The 17,587-nt window shown below is 67.4% G+C and carries 19 protein-coding genes; 9 read left to right on the forward strand and 10 right to left on the reverse strand.

Annotated features, from left to right (window positions below):
* Positions 1-5 precede the first annotated feature (5 nt).
* The 8 genes from rplI to ASE61_RS14990 all read left to right on the forward strand — a co-directional run bounded on the left by rplI (position 6) and on the right by ASE61_RS14990 (position 8,761).
* Positions 6-572 carry a 50S ribosomal protein L9 gene (gene rplI / locus ASE61_RS14955; RefSeq protein ID WP_061968124.1) on the forward strand — a complete coding sequence of 189 codons (567 nt, stop codon included), beginning with the start codon at positions 6-8 and terminating at the stop codon, positions 570-572.
* Between the two features lie 217 nt (positions 573-789).
* Positions 790-2,277: a replicative DNA helicase gene (locus tag ASE61_RS14960; RefSeq protein ID WP_061968126.1), complete on the forward strand. Its 1,488-nt coding sequence runs from the start codon at positions 790-792 to the stop codon at positions 2,275-2,277.
* Positions 2,274-3,404: an alanine racemase gene (alr, locus tag ASE61_RS14965; RefSeq protein WP_244492847.1), complete on the forward strand. Its 1,131-nt coding sequence runs from the start codon at positions 2,274-2,276 to the stop codon at positions 3,402-3,404. The genes ASE61_RS14960 and alr overlap by 4 nt, the downstream gene beginning before the upstream one ends.
* Positions 3,404-4,804, forward strand: coding sequence for a DNA repair protein RadA (radA, locus tag ASE61_RS14970; RefSeq protein ID WP_061968128.1), 1,401 nt, complete (start codon positions 3,404-3,406; stop codon positions 4,802-4,804). The genes alr and radA overlap by 1 nt, the downstream gene beginning before the upstream one ends.
* 106 nt (positions 4,805-4,910) lie before the next feature.
* A complete protein-coding gene (locus tag ASE61_RS14975) occupies positions 4,911-5,543 on the forward strand; it encodes a CvpA family protein (protein ID WP_061968129.1) in 633 nt (210 codons plus the stop codon).
* 40 nt (positions 5,544-5,583) lie between these two features.
* Positions 5,584-7,056: an amidophosphoribosyltransferase gene (purF, locus tag ASE61_RS14980; RefSeq protein WP_061968352.1), complete on the forward strand. Its 1,473-nt coding sequence runs from the start codon at positions 5,584-5,586 to the stop codon at positions 7,054-7,056.
* Positions 7,057-7,215: 159 nt separating this feature from the next.
* Complete coding sequence (locus tag ASE61_RS14985; RefSeq protein ID WP_061968131.1) at positions 7,216-7,956, forward strand: SDR family NAD(P)-dependent oxidoreductase; 741 nt, start codon at positions 7,216-7,218, stop codon at positions 7,954-7,956.
* Positions 7,957-7,987: 31 nt separating this feature from the next.
* Positions 7,988-8,761 carry a tetratricopeptide repeat protein gene (locus ASE61_RS14990; protein WP_156407109.1) on the forward strand — a complete coding sequence of 258 codons (774 nt, stop codon included), beginning with the start codon at positions 7,988-7,990 and terminating at the stop codon, positions 8,759-8,761.
* On the opposite strand, the gene ASE61_RS14995 is transcribed toward ASE61_RS14990, so the two are convergent.
* From ASE61_RS14995 to ASE61_RS15005, 3 genes are all read right to left on the reverse strand, one after another.
* Positions 8,748-9,845 carry an NAD(P)/FAD-dependent oxidoreductase gene (locus ASE61_RS14995; protein WP_061968134.1) on the reverse strand — a complete coding sequence of 366 codons (1,098 nt, stop codon included), beginning with the start codon at positions 9,843-9,845 and terminating at the stop codon, positions 8,748-8,750. The genes ASE61_RS14990 and ASE61_RS14995 overlap by 14 nt on opposite strands.
* The gene (gene der, locus ASE61_RS15000; RefSeq protein WP_061968136.1) at positions 9,845-11,242 is read right to left on the reverse strand and encodes a ribosome biogenesis GTPase Der; all 1,398 of its coding nucleotides are present in this window, start codon (positions 11,240-11,242) and stop codon (positions 9,845-9,847) included. The genes ASE61_RS14995 and der overlap by 1 nt, the downstream gene beginning before the upstream one ends.
* Before the next feature lie 83 nt (positions 11,243-11,325).
* The gene (locus ASE61_RS15005; RefSeq protein ID WP_061968137.1) at positions 11,326-11,988 is read right to left on the reverse strand and encodes a tetratricopeptide repeat protein; all 663 of its coding nucleotides are present in this window, start codon (positions 11,986-11,988) and stop codon (positions 11,326-11,328) included.
* A 180-nt stretch (positions 11,989-12,168) separates the two neighbouring features.
* Here ASE61_RS15005 and ASE61_RS15010 point away from each other — a divergent pair, with 180 nt between their 5' ends.
* Positions 12,169-13,197: a purine-nucleoside phosphorylase gene (locus tag ASE61_RS15010; RefSeq protein ID WP_061968139.1), complete on the forward strand. Its 1,029-nt coding sequence runs from the start codon at positions 12,169-12,171 to the stop codon at positions 13,195-13,197.
* A gap of 15 nt (positions 13,198-13,212) precedes the next feature.
* Here the strand turns inward: ASE61_RS15010 and queA are convergent, their stop codons facing one another.
* The 7 genes from queA to mce form a co-directional block, all read right to left on the reverse strand.
* Positions 13,213-14,298 (reverse strand): tRNA preQ1(34) S-adenosylmethionine ribosyltransferase-isomerase QueA, encoded by a 1,086-nt coding sequence (queA, locus tag ASE61_RS15015; RefSeq protein WP_061968140.1) that lies wholly within the window; start codon positions 14,296-14,298, stop codon positions 13,213-13,215.
* 5 nt (positions 14,299-14,303) lie between these two features.
* Positions 14,304-14,774, reverse strand: a complete 471-nt coding sequence (locus ASE61_RS15020) for a peptidylprolyl isomerase (protein ID WP_061968142.1) — start codon at positions 14,772-14,774, stop codon at positions 14,304-14,306.
* Positions 14,774-15,418 (reverse strand): hypothetical protein, encoded by a 645-nt coding sequence (locus ASE61_RS15025; RefSeq protein WP_061968144.1) that lies wholly within the window; start codon positions 15,416-15,418, stop codon positions 14,774-14,776. Before ASE61_RS15025 ends, ASE61_RS15020 begins: the two co-directional genes overlap by 1 nt.
* A 42-nt stretch (positions 15,419-15,460) precedes the next feature.
* Complete coding sequence (locus tag ASE61_RS15030) at positions 15,461-16,012, reverse strand: peptidylprolyl isomerase (protein ID WP_061968145.1); 552 nt, start codon at positions 16,010-16,012, stop codon at positions 15,461-15,463.
* Positions 16,013-16,549: 537 nt separating this feature from the next.
* The gene (locus tag ASE61_RS15035) at positions 16,550-16,780 is read right to left on the reverse strand and encodes a DUF1467 family protein (protein ID WP_061968147.1); all 231 of its coding nucleotides are present in this window, start codon (positions 16,778-16,780) and stop codon (positions 16,550-16,552) included.
* Positions 16,777-17,169, reverse strand: coding sequence for a RidA family protein (locus ASE61_RS15040; RefSeq protein WP_061968148.1), 393 nt, complete (start codon positions 17,167-17,169; stop codon positions 16,777-16,779). The genes ASE61_RS15035 and ASE61_RS15040 overlap by 4 nt, the downstream gene beginning before the upstream one ends.
* Before the next feature lie 5 nt (positions 17,170-17,174).
* Positions 17,175-17,579 (reverse strand): methylmalonyl-CoA epimerase, encoded by a 405-nt coding sequence (gene mce, locus ASE61_RS15045; protein WP_061968354.1) that lies wholly within the window; start codon positions 17,577-17,579, stop codon positions 17,175-17,177.
* Between the last annotated feature and the right edge of the window lie 8 nt (positions 17,580-17,587).

Consider the following 17,587-nt stretch of genomic DNA (forward strand, 5'->3'; position numbering starts at 1 on the left):
ACAAAATGGAAGTGATCCTGCTCGAACGCGTCGCCAAGCTCGGCCAGATGGGCGACGTCGTGAAGGTCCGTGACGGCTTCGGCCGCAACTACCTGCTCGCCCGCGGCAAGGCGCTGCGCGCCACCGAAGACAACAAGAAGCGGTTCGAGAGCCAGAAGCTCGAGCTCGAGACCCGCAACCTCGAGCTGAAGTCGGAAGCCGATGCGGTCGCCGAGCGCCTCAACGGCCAGAGCGTCACCATCCTGCGCCAGTCCGGCGAGTCCGGCGTGCTCTACGGCTCGGTCTCGACCCGTGACATCGCCGAGGCCCTGACCAAGGACGGCTTCAACGTCTCGCGCGGCCAGGTGACCCTGAACACCCCGATCAAGACGCTCGGCCTGCACACCGTCCCGGTCGTGCTGCACCCGGAAGTCGCGGTCACCGTCACCGTCAACGTCGCCCGCTCGGCTGAAGAGGCCGACCGTCAGGCCGCCGGCGAGAACGTCACGGCCCAGGAGAGGTTCGATCTCGACGATCTCGGACTCGAGGTCGGTGCGGCGCTGGCCGAGGCCGGTGGCGACGACGATCGCTGAGCCTTATCGCTCCCGAAACGAGTCAAGGGCGCCGTGGCAACACGGCGCCTTTTTCGTCTGTCCTGTGAACTGCGGGAATAGACCCTCAACATGCTGGCAGAAGCTGGCGGAGTGCTAAACTAGGTTCACTCCGACTCAGTTGCCGCCATGCGTTCCGCTATCTGCGGTCGAATGCCGGCTTGAACACGTAAGTAAGAGCTTACTTACCAAGGCAGCCATGGCCCCCGTCACCGCCCTCGTCGCCCGCCTCGACAATCGCGAGGCCGAATTCCGCGTCCAGCCTCACAATATCGAGGCGGAGCAGGCGCTGCTGGGCGCGATCCTGGTCAATAACGACGCGTTCTACCGCGTTTCCGACTTCCTGCTGCCGGACCATTTCTTCGAGCCGATCCACCAGCGCATCTACGAGCTGGCATCGAGCCTCATCCGGGCCGGCAAGGTCGCGACGCCGATCACGCTCAAGACCTTCGTCAACGACCTCGATCTCGGCGAGATCACGCCGAGCCAGTATCTCGCCCGCCTCGCCGCCGAGGCGACGACCGTCATCAACGCCGCCGATTACGGCCGAACGGTCTACGACCTCGCGATACGCCGCCAGCTCATCGGCGTCGGCGAGGACCTCGTCAACGTCGCCTATGACGCGCCGGTCGAGATGGCGCCGCGCGAGCAGATCGAGGATGCCGAACGCCGGCTCTACGAGCTCGCCGAGAAGGGCCGCTACGAGGGCGGCTTCCAGAAATTCGACGGTGCGCTGCGCCTCGCCATCGACATGGCGGCGAGCGCCTACCAGCGCGCCGGTGGCCTGTCGGGCATCTCGACCGGCCTGCGCGACGTCGACCAGCGCATGGGCGGCCTGCAGCGCTCGGACCTGCTCGTGCTCGCCGGGCGCCCCGCCATGGGCAAGACCTCGCTCGCGACCAACATCGCCTTCAACATCGCCAAGGCTTGGCGCGGCGAGCGGCAGGAGGACGGCTCGATCAAGTCCGTCGATGGCGGCATCGTCGGCTTCTTCTCGCTCGAAATGTCGGCCGATCAGCTTGCGACCCGTATCGTCGCCGAGCAGTCGAGCATTTCCTCCTACAAGATCCGGCAGGGCCGCATCACCGAGGGCGATTTCGCCCGCCTGACCGACGTCGCCGCCCAGATCGAGAAGCTGCCGCTCTATATCGACCAGACCGGCGGCATCTCGATCGCGCAGTTGATGGCGCGTGCCCGGCGCCTGAAGCGCCAGAAGGGGCTCGACGTCCTGTTCATCGACTACCTGCAGCTCCTGTCCGGCTCGTCCAAGAACAGCCAGAACCGCGTGCAGGAGCTGACCGAGATCACCACCAGCCTGAAGGCGCTGGCCAAGGAGCTCAACGTCCCGATCATCGCGCTCTCGCAGCTCTCGCGCCAGGTCGAAAATCGCGACGACAAGCGCCCGCAGCTCTCGGACCTGCGTGAATCCGGCTCGATCGAGCAGGACGCCGACGTGGTGATGTTCGTCTACCGCGAGGAATACTACCTCAAGGGCAAGGAGCCGCGCCCCGGCACCGAAGAGCATAACAAGTGGCAGATCGAGATGGAGGCGATGCACGGCGTCGCCGAACTGATCATCGGCAAGCAGCGTCACGGCCCGACCGGCGCCGTGGCCTTGCAGTTCGACGCGGATGTGACACGCTTCTCCGATCGCGCCGATGAGATGCGCCTGCCGGACCGTGAATGATGCCTGCCGACCTGCCTGATTCCGCCGCCTTCGGCGCGACCCTCACCATCGACCTCGACGCACTGATCTCGAACTGGCGCCTGCTGGGGAAGCGGGCCGGCACCGAAGCCGGCGCCGTGGTCAAGGCCGACGCCTATGGCATCGGCATCGAGCCCGCCGTGACGGCGCTGGCGAAAGCCGGCTGCAAGAGCTTCTTCGTCGCCCATATCTCGGAGGCCATCCGCGCCCGCAAGGTCGCACCGGACGCCACGATCTACGTGCTGAACGGGCTTTTGCCCGGCGCCGCCGAGACCTTCGCCGCGCATGGCCTGTCGCCGGTTCTGGGCTCGCATGAGGAATTGCTGGAATGGGCCTCGTTCCGGCAGACCGGTGCGCAGGTCCGGCCGGCGGCGCTGCATGTCGACACCGCGATGAACCGGCTCGGCCTCTGGCCCGGCGAGGGTCTCAATCTCGCCCGCGAGCGCTCGGGCGTGATCGCGGCGGCCGGAATCGGGCTGGTCATGAGCCATTTCGCCTCGTCCGAAGTCGAGACCGACCCGGCCAATGCCCGCCAGATCGCCGCCTTCGCCGAGATCGCCGCGGCCCTGCCGGAGGTGCCGGCTTCACTCAAGAACTCGTCGGGCCATTTCCTGAAGGACTGCCCGTCCTACCAGCTCACCCGGCCGGGCTATGCGCTCTATGGCGGCAATCCGACGCCCGGGCAGCCGAATCCGATGAAGCCGGTCGTCGGGCTCGAAGCGACGATCATCCAGACCCGCGAGGTCGAGGCCGGCACGCAGGTCGGCTATAACGGTCGCTGGACGGCCAAGGGCAAGCGCAAGCTCGCCACGATCTGCCTCGGCTATGCCGATGGCTATCCGCGCAACGGCAGCTGGACCGATACCTCGACCGGCGGCTCAGTGCTGATCGATGGCGTCTCCTGCCCCTTCGTGGGCTCGGTTTCGATGGACCTGATCATCATCGACGTCACCGATGCTCCCGCGGATGCCGCCAAGCGCGGCGCGAGCGTGACCCTGATCGGAGGCCCGCTCGATCTCGAAACGGTCGGCGGCGGCGCCAAGACGATCGGCTACGAAATCCTCACCAGCCTCGGCCGCCGCTACCAGCGGCGCTATATCGGCGGCTGATGGCCAAGCGCGGTCCCACCTATCACTGCCAGGCCTGCGGCGCGGTCTATCATCGCTGGCAGGGCAAGTGCGACGCCTGCGGGACATGGTCCTCGCTGGTCGAGGAAGCACAAGCCGCGCCCGTTCCCGGCGGCGGGCGGCTTTCCTCCGGCGGGCGAGCGCGCGGGCGCGTCTTCGCGCTGGAAACGCTGAAGGGCGAGACGCAGGACGCGCCACGCATCGTCTCCGGCATCGGCGAACTGGACCGCGTTACCGGCGGCGGCTTCGTGCCGGGTTCGGTTCTGCTGATCGGCGGCGATCCCGGCATCGGCAAGTCGACGCTCTTGATGCAGGCCTGCGCGGCGCTCGCCAAGGCCGGCCGGCGCGTCGTCTATGTCTCGGGCGAGGAATCGACCGGGCAGGTGCGCCTCCGGGCCGAGCGGATGGGGCTGGCCGAGGCGCCGGTCGATCTCGCGGCCGAGACCAATGTCGAGGACATCATCGCGACGCTGGGTCAGGGCGAGCGCCCTGCCCTGGTGGTGATCGATTCGATCCAGACGATGTGGTCCGGCGAGGTCGAGAGCGCGCCGGGCACGGTGACGCAGGTCCGTGGCTCGGCCCAGGCGCTGATCCGTTATGCCAAGACCAGCGGCGCCTGCCTGATCCTGGTCGGCCATGTCACCAAGGACGGGCAGATCGCCGGCCCGCGCGTGGTCGAGCACATGGTCGATGCCGTGCTCTCCTTCGAAGGCGAAGGCGCGCACTCATTCCGCATCCTGCGCGGCCAGAAGAACCGCTTCGGCGCGACCGACGAGATCGGCGTCTTCGAGATGACCGGGAAGGGCCTGTCGGAGGTGACGAACCCCTCGGCGCTGTTCCTCGCGGGGCGTGACCAGCCTGCACCGGGCGCGGCCGTCTTCGCCGGCATGGAGGGTACCCGGCCGGTGCTGGTCGAGATTCAGGCGCTGGTGGCGCCGACCGCGCTCGGCACGCCGCGGCGCGCGGTCGTCGGCTGGGAGAACAGCCGGCTCGCCATGGTGCTGGCCGTGCTCGAAACGCATGGGGGCTTGAGGCTCGGCCAGCACGACGTCTATCTCAATGTCGCCGGGGGGTTGCGGGTCAACGAGCCGGCGGCCGATGTCGCGGTCGCGGCGGCGCTGGTCTCCTCGCTGAGCGGAGCGACCCTACCGCAGGAAGCGGTCTATTTCGGCGAGATCGCGCTCTCGGGTGCGATTCGCCCGGTCGCGGTCGCGGCCGCGCGTCTCCGGGAGGCCGCCAAGCTCGGCTTCGAGGCGGCGCTGATGCCGAGCGGCGGCACCGATCATGGCGACGGCAACGGGCTCTCGCTCAGGCGTTTCGGCCATGTCACGGAACTCGTTGCCGATATCGCGGCGCGTGCACCTCGCAGAGATGTGAAATGACTCCGCCCAAAGGGTGACGCAGAGGGCGGGAACGCGTATAGCAAAGCCGAAACGGCCGCCCTGCTCCGGCTGGCCGGCACCTGACCACAGCAAAGCGGCCCTCCCAATGCCTGTCACCATTCTTGATCTCGTCGTCATCGGCGTGGTTCTGATCTCGGCTTTGCTCGCAGCCGTGCGCGGCTTCACGCGCGAGGTGCTTGCGATCGCCTCCTGGGTCGCCGCGGCAGTCGTCGCCTGGCTTTTCCACCCGCAGCTCGTGCCCTTCATCCAGCAATACATCCCGGCAAGCTCGGCGCAGGGCACGATCGCGCTGGTCGCCTCGATCGCGGCTTTGTTCCTGGGCACGCTGATCGTCGTCTCGCTGATCACGGCGCGGGTCTCGGACTTCGTACTGGATTCGCGCATCGGCGCGCTCGACCGCACGCTCGGCTTCGTCTTCGGTGCGGCGCGCGGCCTGCTGCTGGCGGTGATCGGCTATCTGTTCTTCGCAGCCCTGGTCGGCGCCGAGAAGATGCCGGTCTGGGCCAAGGATGCCAAGGCCAAGCCGATGCTCGAAGAGACCGGCCGTTCGCTGATCTCCATGCTGCCGCAGGACGTCAACGCCGACTTCATCAAGAACCTGCTGAAGAAGCAGACCACCGAGACCGCGCCCGAGGCTCCGGCGGAAGAGCCGCGCAGCCCCGCGACGCCGGCACCGGTGGCGCCAGCCCCGGTTGCGCCGGCGCCTGCCCGTCCCTAATTGAGGCTCAGCTAAACCGTCCCAGCGCGTGGAGCTCGACATGATCTCGCACACCGAGCGTGATACCGCCTTCGACCCCAATGCCGACCGGCTCCGGGAAGAATGCGGCGTCTTCGGCATCTACGGCCATGCCGACGCGGCAGCGCTGACGGCGCTCGGCCTGCACGCGCTTCAGCATCGCGGACAGGAGGCGGCGGGTATCGTCTCCTTCGACGGCAAGCGCTTCCACTCGGAGCGCCGCCTCGGCCTCGTCGGCGACGCCTTCTCGGAAGCGAGCGTCATCGACAAGCTCAAGGGCAAGCAGGCCATCGGCCATGTCCGCTACTCGACCACCGGCGAGACGATCCTGCGCAACGTCCAGCCGCTCTTCGCCGAACTGCATGGCGGCGGCTTCGCCGTCGCGCATAACGGCAACCTGACCAACGGGCTGACGCTGCGCCGCAACCTTGTCCGCGACGGCGCGATCTACCAGTCGACCTCCGATACCGAGGTGCTGCTGCATCTCGTCGCGCGCAGCCGCAAGCAGCAATTCGTCGACCGCTTCATCGAGGCGATCCGCCAGATCGAGGGCGCCTATGCCTTCGTCGGCATGACCAACAAGAAACTGATCGGCGCGCGCGATCCGCTCGGCATCCGCCCGCTCGTGCTCGGCGATCTCGATGGCTGCCCGATCCTGACCTCGGAGACCTGCGCGCTCGACATCATCGGCGCCAAGTTCGTCCGCGAGATCGAGAACGGCGAGGTCGTGATCATCTCGGAGAGCGGGATCGAGAGCCACAAGCCCTTCCCGCCGGTGGCCGAGCGGCCGTGCATCTTCGAATACATCTACTTCGCCCGCCCCGATTCGATCGTGAAGGGCCGCAGCATCTATGAGCGCCGCAAGGCGATGGGCGCGGTTTTGGCACAGGAAGCGCCGACCGAGGCCGATGTCGTCGTGCCGGTGCCGGATTCCGGCGTGCCGGCGGCGCTGGGCTATGCCCAGGCCAGCGGCATCCCCTTCGAGCTCGGCATCATCCGCAACCACTATGTCGGCCGCACCTTCATCGAGCCGACGCAGAAGGTCCGCGAGCTCGGCGTCAAGCTGAAGCATTCGGCCAACCGCTCGGTGGTCGAGGGCAAGCGCATCATCCTGGTCGACGACTCGATCGTGCGCGGCACGACCTCGTTCAAGATCGTGAAGATGATGCGCGAGGCCGGCGCCAAGGAGGTGCATTTCCGCATCTCCTCGCCGCCGATCACCCATCCCGACTATTACGGCATCGATACGCCCGACCGGGAGAAGCTGCTCGCCGCGACCCATTCGCTGGAGGAGATGCGCCAGTTCGTCGGCGCCGATTCGCTGGCCTTCATCTCGGTGGACGGGCTCTACCGGGCGATGGGCCATGAGCGGCGCGATCCCGTCCGGCCGCAATTCACCGACCATTGCTTCACCGGCGACTATCCGACCTCGCTGACCGACCTGATCGGCGAGAGCGCCAAGCAGCGGATCTCGCTGCTGGCCGAAGCCGGCTGAGCTTTTCCACAAGGGCTGTCATCCCGGGCGAAGCGAAGCGCAGACCCGGGATCCATGCCTGAACGTTCATCGGAAGCGCTCCGGAATGGATCCCGGATCGGCGCCGCTATCGCGGCTTGTCCGGGATGACGGCGCGAGGGAAACGGGGCGACTTTCATCATGACCCAACCGCTCAAGGGGCGCGTCGCGCTCGTCACCGGCGCTTCGCGCGGCATCGGCCGCGCCGCGGCGCTGGCCTTCGCCGAGGCAGGCGCCCATGTCATAGCGCTCGCCCGCACGGCCGGCGCGCTCGAGGAGCTCGATGACGAGATCGTAGCGATCGGCGGCAGCGCCACGCTGGTGCCGCTCGACCTCGCTGACGCCGGCGGGCTGGAGAAGCTCGGCCACGCCGTGACGGAGCGCTGGGGCAAGCTCGACATCCTGCTCGCCAATGCCGGCGTGCTCGGCTCGCTGAGCCCGCTCGACCATGTCACCGAGAAGGATTGGGCCAAGGTCCTCGACATCAACGTCACCGCCAACTGGCGCCTGCTCAAGGCGCTCGACCCGGCGCTGCGCGCATCCGATGCCGGCCGCGTCCTGCTGATGACCTCGGGCGCCGCGCATAAATGCACGGCCTATTGGGGTCCCTACTCGGTCTCCAAGGCCGCCGTGGAGGCTCTGGGACGCACCTATGCGGCCGAGACGGCGACGACCCCGGTCAAGCTCATGCTGGTCAATCCGGGGCCCCTGCGCACCAAGATGCGGGCCGAGGCGATGCCGGGCGAAGACCCGCAGACGCTGAAGACGCCGGAGGAGCTGGCGCCGCATCTGGTCCGGCTGGCTTCGCCCGACTGGGCCGAGAGCGGCAAGATCTTCGACTTCCCGCAGGGCAAGGTGCTGACGCCGCAGTTGCCGGCCTGAGACGCGGCCATACCAAGACGAAGGAGACAGCGTGGTTTTGCCTTCCGTCCGTTGGTCGACAGCCCTCTGCCTCGCCGCCGTCCTGATCGGGGGACCGGCTCTTGCCGATTCCGTCGCGGACCTGCGCCAGATCTGCCGTTCGGGGCATGACGAGCCCTCATCCGATCCGGCTCAGATCATTGCGCGCCATGACAAGGCTCTCGCCGCCTGCAACGCGCTGGTGGAGCACCACGGGCTTACGGGTGAGGCGCTTGTCGCCACCCTTCTGGATCGCGCCGATCTCCTGGCACCGGGAACGGGCGCGGCCTATACGCGGGCACTTGCCGACTATGCCCGTGTCATCGCTCTTGCGCCGAAGATGTCCGTGGCGTTCTGGAAGCGCGGGAAAGCCCGGCTGCTCTATATGCGGGATCTGCCGAGGGCCTTGAGCGATCTGAATACCGCCATCGGGCTCGATCCATCGCAGGCTGAGTTCTTCATCACGCGTGCGTCGATCCAGGCCTCGCTCGGCGAGCCCGCCAAGGCTCTCGCCGATCTCGACCGTGCAATCGCTCTGGCGCCGCGTCTCGAAAAAGCCTGGTCGGTCCGCGGCCTGACCCATTTCAACAACGGCGACACCAACCGCGCCATCGCCGATTTCAGCGAGGCGATCCGTCTCGCGCCGGATGCCGACGATAATTATCGCTTCCGCGCAGCCGCCAGACGCGCAGCCGGCCAGGAGGCCGAGGCGGTTGCTGACGAGGCGAAGGCCAAGGCCCTTTCGGCGCGCGATGCAGGCGCGCCTGCGCCGGTCACTCGGCCCTGAGCCAGCGCAGCAGGCCGGCCTGATCGCCGCTCTCGACCGCAGCCGCGACGCGCCGGCCGACCGCCGCGCCGAACTTGTAGCCATGGCCGGAGCAGGCCGAGACGGCCGTCACGCGGCCGATCTGCCGCGACAGGAACTTGCGATCCGCTGTGAAGGTATAGGCGCAGGTGACGACGCGTTCGACACGATACTCGGCGATGCGCGCGAAGGGCGGCGCGAAATAATCACGGATCTGCTCGCCCTCGCCGGCTCGCGGCTCGCGCTCCTCGTCGGGCTGGCGCGGGCGCTTGTGCACGCCGGCGCCGACCTTGAGGCCGGTGCCGTCGACCGGCGGCAGGACATAGCCATCGACCGTGCCGCCGACATCGACGATCACCGGGGCAGCCTGCCAGGCAGCCTTCAGGTCATCAGGCGGGTCGAGATAGGCGACGGCGGTGCGGTAGGTCGTCAGGGCATCGGCAAGCTCCGGCAGGAGCTTCAGCACCCAGGCGCCGGAGCTGACGACGATGCGGTCGAAGCTCGCCACCTCGCCGTCGGCAAGGTCGATACGGCCGCTCTCGGGATCGATCGCGGTGACCGTCGCGCCCTCGCGCAAGGTGACGCCACGCTCGCGCAGCAGGCGGACCATGTCTGCGGCGATACGGGCCGGGAACAGCGCGCCGCCCTCGGGGCTGAGATAGGCGTAGCGGATCGTCGCCGGATCGATGAAGGGATAGCGCCGGGCGGCCTCGGCTGCTTCGTAGAGCTCGTAGGGCGAGGCCATGCGGTCGAGGCCCTCGCGATACTCCTCGCCCTCGTCGCCCTCGGTCTGGGAGATGCCGAGCACGCCGCAGGGCGCGTAGTGTTGCCTGCCGAGATCGGCCCAGAGTTCACTCCAGGCCTCGAAGGCCTCGGTGATGGTGCGGGCATAGCCGTCGGCGCCGCCATAGGCGCGGCGGATGATGCGGTGCTGGTCGCCCGAGGCCGCATAGGGGTTGGGGATCTGCGGCGCCTGCTCGAACAGCGTCACCTCATGCCCGCGCCTGCTGAGCGACCAGGCGGTGGAAAGCCCGGCGATGCCGGCCCCGACGACAGCAACCCTCATCAGCTCTTGCGCCCCTTGTCATAGGGATTGTCGCCGCCGCGGCGATGCAGCCGAATCGGCGTGCCCGGCAATTCGAAGGCTTCCCGGAGATTGTTGACGAGATAGCGGGTGTAGGACACCGGCAGATGATCGAGCTGGTTGCCGAACAGCGCGAAGGTCGGCGGGCGGGCCTTGGCCTGCGTCATGTAGCGGATCTTGATGCGTCGGCCGGCCACGGCCGGGGGCGGATGCGCCGAGAGCACGCCTTCGAGCCAGCGATTGATCCGCGCGGTCGAAACGCGGCGGTTCCAGACGCCGTAGGCGGAGAACACGCCCTGCATCAGCTTGTCGATGCCCTCGCCAGCGAGGCCGGAGAGCGGAATGATCGGCACGCCGCGCACCTGCGCGAGGAGATGGTTGGCCTTCTCCTTGAGCTCGGCCAGCAGGCCCTGCTTGTCGGCGACGAGGTCCCATTTGTTGAGGCCGATGACGACGGAGCGACCCTCGCGCTCGGTCAGGTCGACCAGCGTCAGGTCCTGCTTCTCGAAGGGGATGGTGGCGTCGAGCAGCACGACGACGACCTCGGCGAAACGGATCGCGCGCAGCGAATCCGCGACCGAAAGCTTCTCCAGCTTCTCCTCGATGCGGGCGCGCTTGCGCATGCCGGCGGTGTCGAAGAGCTTGACCTTGCGGCCGCGCCATTCCCAGTCGACCGAGATGGTGTCGCGGGTGATGCCGGCCTCGGGGCCGGTCAGCATCCGGTCCTCTCCGATCATGCGGTTGACCAGCGTCGACTTGCCGGCATTCGGGCGGCCGATGATGGTGACGCGCAAGGGGCGATCGGGATCGATATCCTCCTCGTCATCCGAATCGGCGGCGGGAACGTCGGCCCAGGCCGTCTCGTCCTCGTCGTCCTCGGGCTCATCGGGGATGTAAGGCGCGAGCGCCTCGAGCAGGTCCGAGGTGCCTTCGCCATGCTCGGCCGAGAACGGCACGGGATCGCCGAGGCCGAGCCCGTAGGACTCGATGATGCCGTCGGTGCCCTTCTTCCCCTCGGCCTTGTTGGCGAGCAGGATCACGGGCTTGCCGGAGCGGCGCACCAGATCGGCGAAGGGCTGGTCCATCGGCGTGATGCCGAGGCGGGCGTCGATCATGAAGAGCACGACGTCGGCCTGCGCGATCGCGGTCTCGGTCTGGGCGCGCATGCGGCCCGCGAGCGATTCCTTGTCGGCCTCTTCGAGACCGGCGGTGTCGATCACCTTGAAGCGGAGATGGCCGAGGGTGGCGTCACCCTCGCGGCGGTCGCGCGTCACGCCCGGCCGGTCGTCGACCAGGGCGAGCTTCTTGCCGACCAGCCGGTTGAACAGTGTCGACTTGCCGACATTGGGGCGCCCGATCAGGGCGACGATGGCTGTCATCAGATTTCACACATTTTCGCCGTCGTCCCGGCCTGCCGAAGCGAGGAGCCGGGGCGGCGGCGGCGTTGGAGCGAGGCTCCGGTTCAGTTCTTCACCGTGACGGGGCCGCCACGGACCAGAGCGAGATAGAGCTCGACGCGCTGGCGCAGGCCGCGCGGCGCCTGCGGATCGGTGATCGCGGCATCGAACCAGCGCCCGGCATCCTCGAAGAGGTTGGCCTTGAGCGCGGCGATGCCGAGGAACTCGCGAGCCGTGTGGCGCCAGACGCCCTCCGGGGTCGCCAGCGGCTCCAGCGCCGCCTTGATCTCGGGATAGGGCGCGAGGTCGACGCGCAGGATGCCGGCGCGCAGCTTCGCGAGGTCGCGATAGGTCTGGTCGAGCGAAGCGTCGCCGGCGAGCGCATCGAAGGCTGCGGCGCCGGCGGCCGGGTCGCGTTTGGCCGTCTCGGCCGCGAGGCGGAAGCGGGCGATCAGGCGGTAGCCGGCCGGCGCCGTGGTCGAGAGCTCCTTCAGGATCGTCTCGGCCTGGGTGGCGTCGCCGTCACGCGAGGATTTCAGCGCCGCTTCGAGGCGCGCGCCGACGGCCTGCGAGGCCTGATTCTCGCGATATAGCCAGAACTGCCAGCCGGCGACGGCCAGCACCGCCAGCACGGCGAGGCTGGTGACGACCCAGCCATATTTCTTCCAGAGCTCCGCCGCCTTGTCGCGGCGGACTTCCTCTTCGATCTCGCGAAAAATATCGGCCATTTGACTATCAAAATCCCTGTTGGGAGCCCGGTAGCATTTTCAGCCAGGGAATGCGAGCCGGTTCAGTGCATGGAGCGTCGACCATGATGGACGAGCGGGCTCCGAACATGGCAAAATCGGCTCGGCCCCTGCTGCGCCCGCCCCGGACGGCCTTTTCAGCTTTCGGCCGTGGAGAGTTCCATGAAGCAGACGACAACCAGACGGGCCGGCCTCGCCGCCGTCGCCTTCGCCGCCTTTGGTGCGCTCGCGGCCCCTGCTGCCGCGCAGACCCAACCGATCAAGGTCAAGGTCTTCATCGCCGCGATGTTCGAGATCGGCGAGAATACCGGCGACCGGGCCGGCGAATTCCAGCACTGGTACGAGCGCTACTGGAAGGCGAGCCAGCCGCATGAGGTCAAGGGCGCGCTGAAGCCGGTCTACTGCAACGGCGACGGCGTCTGCGGCAGCGTGCTGGGCATGGGCAAGGTCAATTCGTCCTCGTCGATGCAGGCGATCCTGCTCGACCCGGCCTATGATTTCTCGCAGGCCTATTTCGTGCTGAGCGGCGTCGCCGGCACGCCGCCTTCGCGCGGCACGATCGGCGATATCTCCTGGGGGAGCTGGCTGGTCGATTACGATCTCGGTCATCGCTGGGCGCCGGAGGAAGGCAAGCCGGGCGAGCCCGTCTTCATGCCGCGCAAGGGCTATGAGAGCTACCGCGTCTTCCAGCTCAACCCAGTTCTGGTGAACTGGGCGGTGAAGCTCGGCTCCGGCGTGAACCTTCAGGATTCCGACTCCGCGAAGCAGTATCGCATGCGCTACCCAGACAAGAAGGCGCAGGCCGCGCCCTCCGTACAGGTCGGCACGCATATGACCGGCGACACCTTCTTCCACGGGCCGGGCCTGTCGAAGGAGGCGCAATATATGGCCAAGCTCTACGGCGCGGACGACTACGTCATCACCGAGATGGAGGCGGCCGCGATCACGCTGGTGATCAAGCGGCAGTTCGGCACCGACCGGATCATGAGCCTGCGCGGCGCGGTCAATTTCGACCAGGGCAACCCGAACGAGACGACGCTGCAGCATCTCGACCCGGCGCCCGGCCAGACTGCAGGCGGCTTCGCCGAGACCGTCGCCAATGTCGAGGCGGTGGGCTCGAAGGTGGTCGATCACATCGTCGCGGACTGGCCGGTCTGGCAGAAGGGCGTGCCGCCGCTGCCGGCGAAGTAAGGCCTGCGGGCGCGGTCAGCCTGCCCGGAAGAGCAGGCTGCCATCGCCGTAGGAGTAGAAGCGGTAATTTGCCGCGATCGCATGGGCATAGGCCCGTTTCATCATGTCGAGTCCGCAGAAGGCGGAGACGAGCATGAAGAGCGTCGAGCGCGGCAGGTGGAAATTCGTCATCAGCATGTCGACCGCACGGAAGCGGTAGCCCGGCGTGATGAAGATCGCGGTGTCGCCGGAGAAAGGCTGGATCGTGCCGTCCTCGGCGGCCGCGCTCTCGATCAGGCGCAGCGAGGTCGTGCCGACGCAGACGATCCGCCCGCCCTTCGCCTTGACGGCGTTCAGCGCGGCAGCCGTCTCGGCTGAGACCGTGCCCCACTCGGCATGCATGCGGTGGTGGTCGGTGTCCTCCGCCTTGACCGGGAGGAAGGTGCCGGCGCCGACATGGAGCGTGACGAAATGCCGGCTGACGCCGCGCGCCTCCAGCGCCGCCAATAGCTCCGGCGTGAAATGCAGGCCCGCGGTCGGCGCGGCGACGGCGCCGTCCTTCCGAGCGAAATTGGTCTGGTAATCGGCCGTGTCGGCGCTGTCGGTCGGGCGCTTGCCGGCGATATAGGGCGGCAGTGGCAATTCGCCGAGCCGCTCGATCGCCTCGTCGAGATAGGCGCCGGTCAGGCTGAACTGCAATTCGACCTCGCCGCCCTCGCCCTTCGCGATCACCTCCGCGTGCAGGCGGCCGAGCTCGCAGGCATTGCTGGCAGCATCCGAATCGAAAACCACACGCTCGCCGACGGCGAGCTTCTTGGCCGGCCGGGCGAAGGCGAGCCAGCGATCCTCGCTCTCGCGCTTGTGCAGCATGATTTCGACGCGGGCCGAATCCTCGCCGCGATAGCGCCGCCCACGCAAGCGGGACGGGATGACGCGCGTGTCGTTGAGGACGAGCGCGTCACCGGGCTCAAGCAGCGCGACGAGGTCGCGGATGCCGCGATCCTCCAGCGGCTCGGGTGCGTCCGGGCGCACCACGAGCAGCCGCGCCGCATCGCGCGGGCTTGCGGGCCTCAGCGCGATACGGTCCTCGGGCAGGTCGAAATCGAAGAGCCCGACATCCACGATGATCAGGCCGCGTCGGCCATCACCTTCATCGAGACGATCGAATCGGGATCGCGCACCGGCTCGCCACGCTTGATCAGGTCGACATTATCCATGCCTTCGACGACCTCGCCCCAGACGGTGTACTGCTTGTCGAGGAAACGGGCATCGTCGAACACGATGAAGAACTGGCTGTTGGCCGAGTTCGGGTTCTGGGCACGGGCCATCGAGCAGACGCCGCGGACATGCGGCTCGGCGTTGAACTCCTGCTTCAGGTCCGGATAGCTCGAACCGCCGGTGCCGGTGCCGTGCGGGCAGCCGACCTGGGCCATGAAGCCGTCGATGACGCGATGGAAGACGATGCCGTCATAGAAGCCCTCGCGGGCGAGCAGCTTGATGCGCTCGACATGGCCCGGCGCGAGATCGGGACGCAGCTTGATGACCACCTTGCCCTTGGTGGTTTCCATGACGAGGGTGTTCTCGGGATCGAGGGACATCAGGTTTGCCTTTCATTGAGCCGCGTGCGGCCGTGGAAGCGGATGGTGAAGGGTCGCCCCGCGATACTCGCTCCGAGGCCCGCCGACAACCTCATCGGCGTGCAGGAACGGATCGCGGCAACGGCGGAATCGCTGAAGCGCTGCTGGAATGCGGCATCGCCGCGCTTGGTCTCCCAGGTGACGCGCGGCTGCCCGAAGAGGCTGCCGTCACGCCGGAGGCTGAAGCGCAGTGACACCATCGCGCCCGTCAGATCACCCGGCAATGGCGGCGGGTTCCAGCAGCGCCGCACAGCCGGCGCGATCTCGTCGAGCCGGTCGACGGTTTCCGTGCCGTCCGGCGGCGCGTCAGGCGTGACCTGACCGATCAGCCCGATCTCGCCGGTGCCCTGCAGAACGCGCGGCGAACCGAGCCGACGCTGGTCGAGGCCGGGAATGTCGTCGCCCCTGAAGGGACCGCCGACACCCGGATTGTAGCGCTGGCCGCTCTGCGGCGGCAGGATCGGGTTCTGCGAGCCCGAAGGCGGGGGCAGAACCGGATTCTGCGAGCCGGAAGGCGGCGGCAGGCCGAGATCGCGCGTCTCCTGCGCGAGCGCTCCGCCCAGGCCGAGCACCAGGGCGATCCCGATCAGGGCCGTTCGAAGCATCGCCGCACCCTCCCCGGCTCGTCCTCTCCGCTTTGAGCCGGCTTACTTGGCGTCGGCCTGCATGCGCATGCGGACGATCTTGTCGGGGTTGCTCACCTGGCCGTTATTGGCGCTGGAGCCCTTCTTGATCTTGCGCACGGCATCCATGCCGGAAACGACCTCGCCGAAGAGCGTGTACTGGCCGGTCAGCGAGCCGCAGCCCTCGTAGCAGATGAAGAACTGCGAATTGGCTGAATCCGGCGAGGACGAACGGGCCATGCCGAGCGAGCCGACCTTGTAGGGCGTCGGGGTGAACTCGGCGGGCAGGTTCGGCAGGTCGGACTTGCCGGTGCCGGTGCCGGTCGGATCGCCGGTCTGGGCCATGAAGCCGTCGATGACGCGGTGGAAGACGATGCCGTCATAGAAGCCGCGCTTCACCAGTGCCTTGATCTGGGCGACATGTTTCGGCGCGAGATCCGGCCGCAGGCGGATCGTCACGGGGCCATCCTTGGTCTCGAGGATGACGGTGTTTTCCGGATCGGCCTTCGGGCTCTGTGCCTGGGCGAAACCGAGCGAGGCGACGACGGCAAGGGCGGCGAGCGAGCTGCGCAGCATGAAAATCTCCATGGCCGCCGGCGAGCCCGGCGGATGCCGGTCGATAGCCCTATCCTTTGACCGGAACAAGGCATCGCATCGACACGCGCCTGCCCTTGCTGCACTGCACAAGTGCAAGGAAGACTAATCTTGCAAAAATTCCAGGCTGATGCTGCCTAAACTGGTGACAGAGCCGTCACAATCGGCTAATCCTTCCGGCGCTGGGAGCGCTTTGCCAGTCGAAGCGCTGCGGACCAGGTCTTGGGAGGAACAAACGCCCGCCTTGCAAAATGAGTCGCACGCTTTTCGGAGACGTGCGCCGGTGCAGCGGTAAAAGCGGACTACCAAAGGCAAGGCATCGGCCTTGCCTTTTTTCTTGGGCGGTTGCGCGGCGTTTCCCGGCTCATCGAACAGTTACTGAGCCCTCATCCTGAGGAGCGGCCGAAGGCCGCGTCTCGAAGGATGTTCGCCGAGGCTCCCGAACCATCTGGAGCATCCTTCGAGACGCCGCTGCGCGGCTCCTCAGGATGAGGGCTCGGAGCGCAGGTGGACATTCTCTCAGATGTCGTAGCTCACCCAGAGATACCAGACGCCGGCGAAGATCACCGCCGCGATCAGCGAGGTGATGACGGCCTTCTTCAGCAATCCAGGGAATACGGGCGCGCCAGGCTCGGTGCCGGCCACGACCTCGCCTGCCTCGTGCTGGCTGCGGATGCCGAAGGGCAGCACCGCGAAGAGCGTGATCCACCAGATCACGAAATAAAGGGCGAGGCCGCCGACGATATTCATGCTGAGGCCCCCGCGAGCGCGATGCAGGAAAAGGCGACCTTCGCCTCGGTCGGCACGCCGAAGCGCGCAGTATGACGGGCCGGCAGGCCACCGGGGAAATGCTTCACGTATTCGGCGTTGCAGGCGGCATAATCGGCCGGGTCGGTGATCAGCATCGTCATCTGCACGACGCGGTCGAGGGAACTTCCCGCCTCCGCCAGGATCTCGGCGACGCGGCCGAGCGCATTGCGGACTTCCTCGGCGGGTGTCGCGCCGCGATGGACGCCACGCGCCGGGTCATGCGGCGCCGAATGCCCGGAGACGAAGACGAGCCCGCCCGCGACGGTCGCGGCGCTGAAGGGGCGTGGCGAGCCGGCTTCCGGCTGGCCGAGAAAAGCAATGGCGGTCATTGTCGTCAGGCCTGTTCGAGTTCGACCAGCGTACCGAGGAAGTCCTTGGGGTGCAGGAAGAGCACCGGCTTGCCGTGGGCGCCGATGCGCGGCTCGCCGGAGCCGAGCACGCGAGCCCCTTGCGCCTTCAGCCGGTCGCGCGCCGCGAGGATGTCGTCGACCTCGTAGCAGATGTGATGGATGCCGCCATCCGCATTGCGCTCGAGGAACTTTGCGATCGGCGATTCGGCGCCGAGCGGCTCCAGCAATTCGATCTTGGTGTTGGGCAGCTCGACGAAGACGACGGTGACGCCGTGCTCCGGCTCAGGCTGAGGCTGCGAGACGCGCGCGCCCAGCGTGTCGCGGTAGAGCGCCGTGGAGGCTTCGAGGTCCTTCACCGCAATGGCGACGTGGTTCAGGCGTCCGATCATCTTCATCC

The sequence above is a fragment of the Allobosea sp. Root670 genome (genome assembly GCF_001429415.1).
Lineage (GTDB): Bacteria > Pseudomonadota > Alphaproteobacteria > Rhizobiales > Beijerinckiaceae > Allobosea > Allobosea robiniae.

Coding starts and splice junctions, on each gene's coding strand:
- rplI (WP_061968124.1), top strand. CDS start 6: ATGGAAGTGATCCTGCTCGAACGCGTCGCCAAGCTCGGCCAGATGGGC.
- ASE61_RS14960 (WP_061968126.1), top strand. CDS start 790: ATGGCCCCCGTCACCGCCCTCGTCGCCCGCCTCGACAATCGCGAGGCC.
- alr (WP_244492847.1), top strand. CDS start 2,274: ATGATGCCTGCCGACCTGCCTGATTCCGCCGCCTTCGGCGCGACCCTC.
- radA (WP_061968128.1), top strand. CDS start 3,404: ATGGCCAAGCGCGGTCCCACCTATCACTGCCAGGCCTGCGGCGCGGTC.
- ASE61_RS14975 (WP_061968129.1), top strand. CDS start 4,911: ATGCCTGTCACCATTCTTGATCTCGTCGTCATCGGCGTGGTTCTGATC.
- purF (WP_061968352.1), top strand. CDS start 5,584: ATGATCTCGCACACCGAGCGTGATACCGCCTTCGACCCCAATGCCGAC.
- ASE61_RS14985 (WP_061968131.1), top strand. CDS start 7,216: ATGACCCAACCGCTCAAGGGGCGCGTCGCGCTCGTCACCGGCGCTTCG.
- ASE61_RS14995 (WP_061968134.1), bottom strand. CDS start 9,845: ATGAGGGTTGCTGTCGTCGGGGCCGGCATCGCCGGGCTTTCCACCGCC.
- der (WP_061968136.1), bottom strand. CDS start 11,242: ATGACAGCCATCGTCGCCCTGATCGGGCGCCCCAATGTCGGCAAGTCG.
- ASE61_RS15005 (WP_061968137.1), bottom strand. CDS start 11,988: ATGGCCGATATTTTTCGCGAGATCGAAGAGGAAGTCCGCCGCGACAAG.
- ASE61_RS15010 (WP_061968139.1), top strand. CDS start 12,169: ATGAAGCAGACGACAACCAGACGGGCCGGCCTCGCCGCCGTCGCCTTC.
- ASE61_RS15020 (WP_061968142.1), bottom strand. CDS start 14,774: ATGTCCCTCGATCCCGAGAACACCCTCGTCATGGAAACCACCAAGGGC.
- ASE61_RS15025 (WP_061968144.1), bottom strand. CDS start 15,418: ATGCTTCGAACGGCCCTGATCGGGATCGCCCTGGTGCTCGGCCTGGGC.
- ASE61_RS15030 (WP_061968145.1), bottom strand. CDS start 16,012: ATGCTGCGCAGCTCGCTCGCCGCCCTTGCCGTCGTCGCCTCGCTCGGT.
- ASE61_RS15035 (WP_061968147.1), bottom strand. CDS start 16,780: ATGAATATCGTCGGCGGCCTCGCCCTTTATTTCGTGATCTGGTGGATC.
- ASE61_RS15040 (WP_061968148.1), bottom strand. CDS start 17,169: ATGACCGCCATTGCTTTTCTCGGCCAGCCGGAAGCCGGCTCGCCACGC.
- mce (WP_061968354.1), bottom strand. CDS start 17,579: ATGATCGGACGCCTGAACCACGTCGCCATTGCGGTGAAGGACCTCGAA.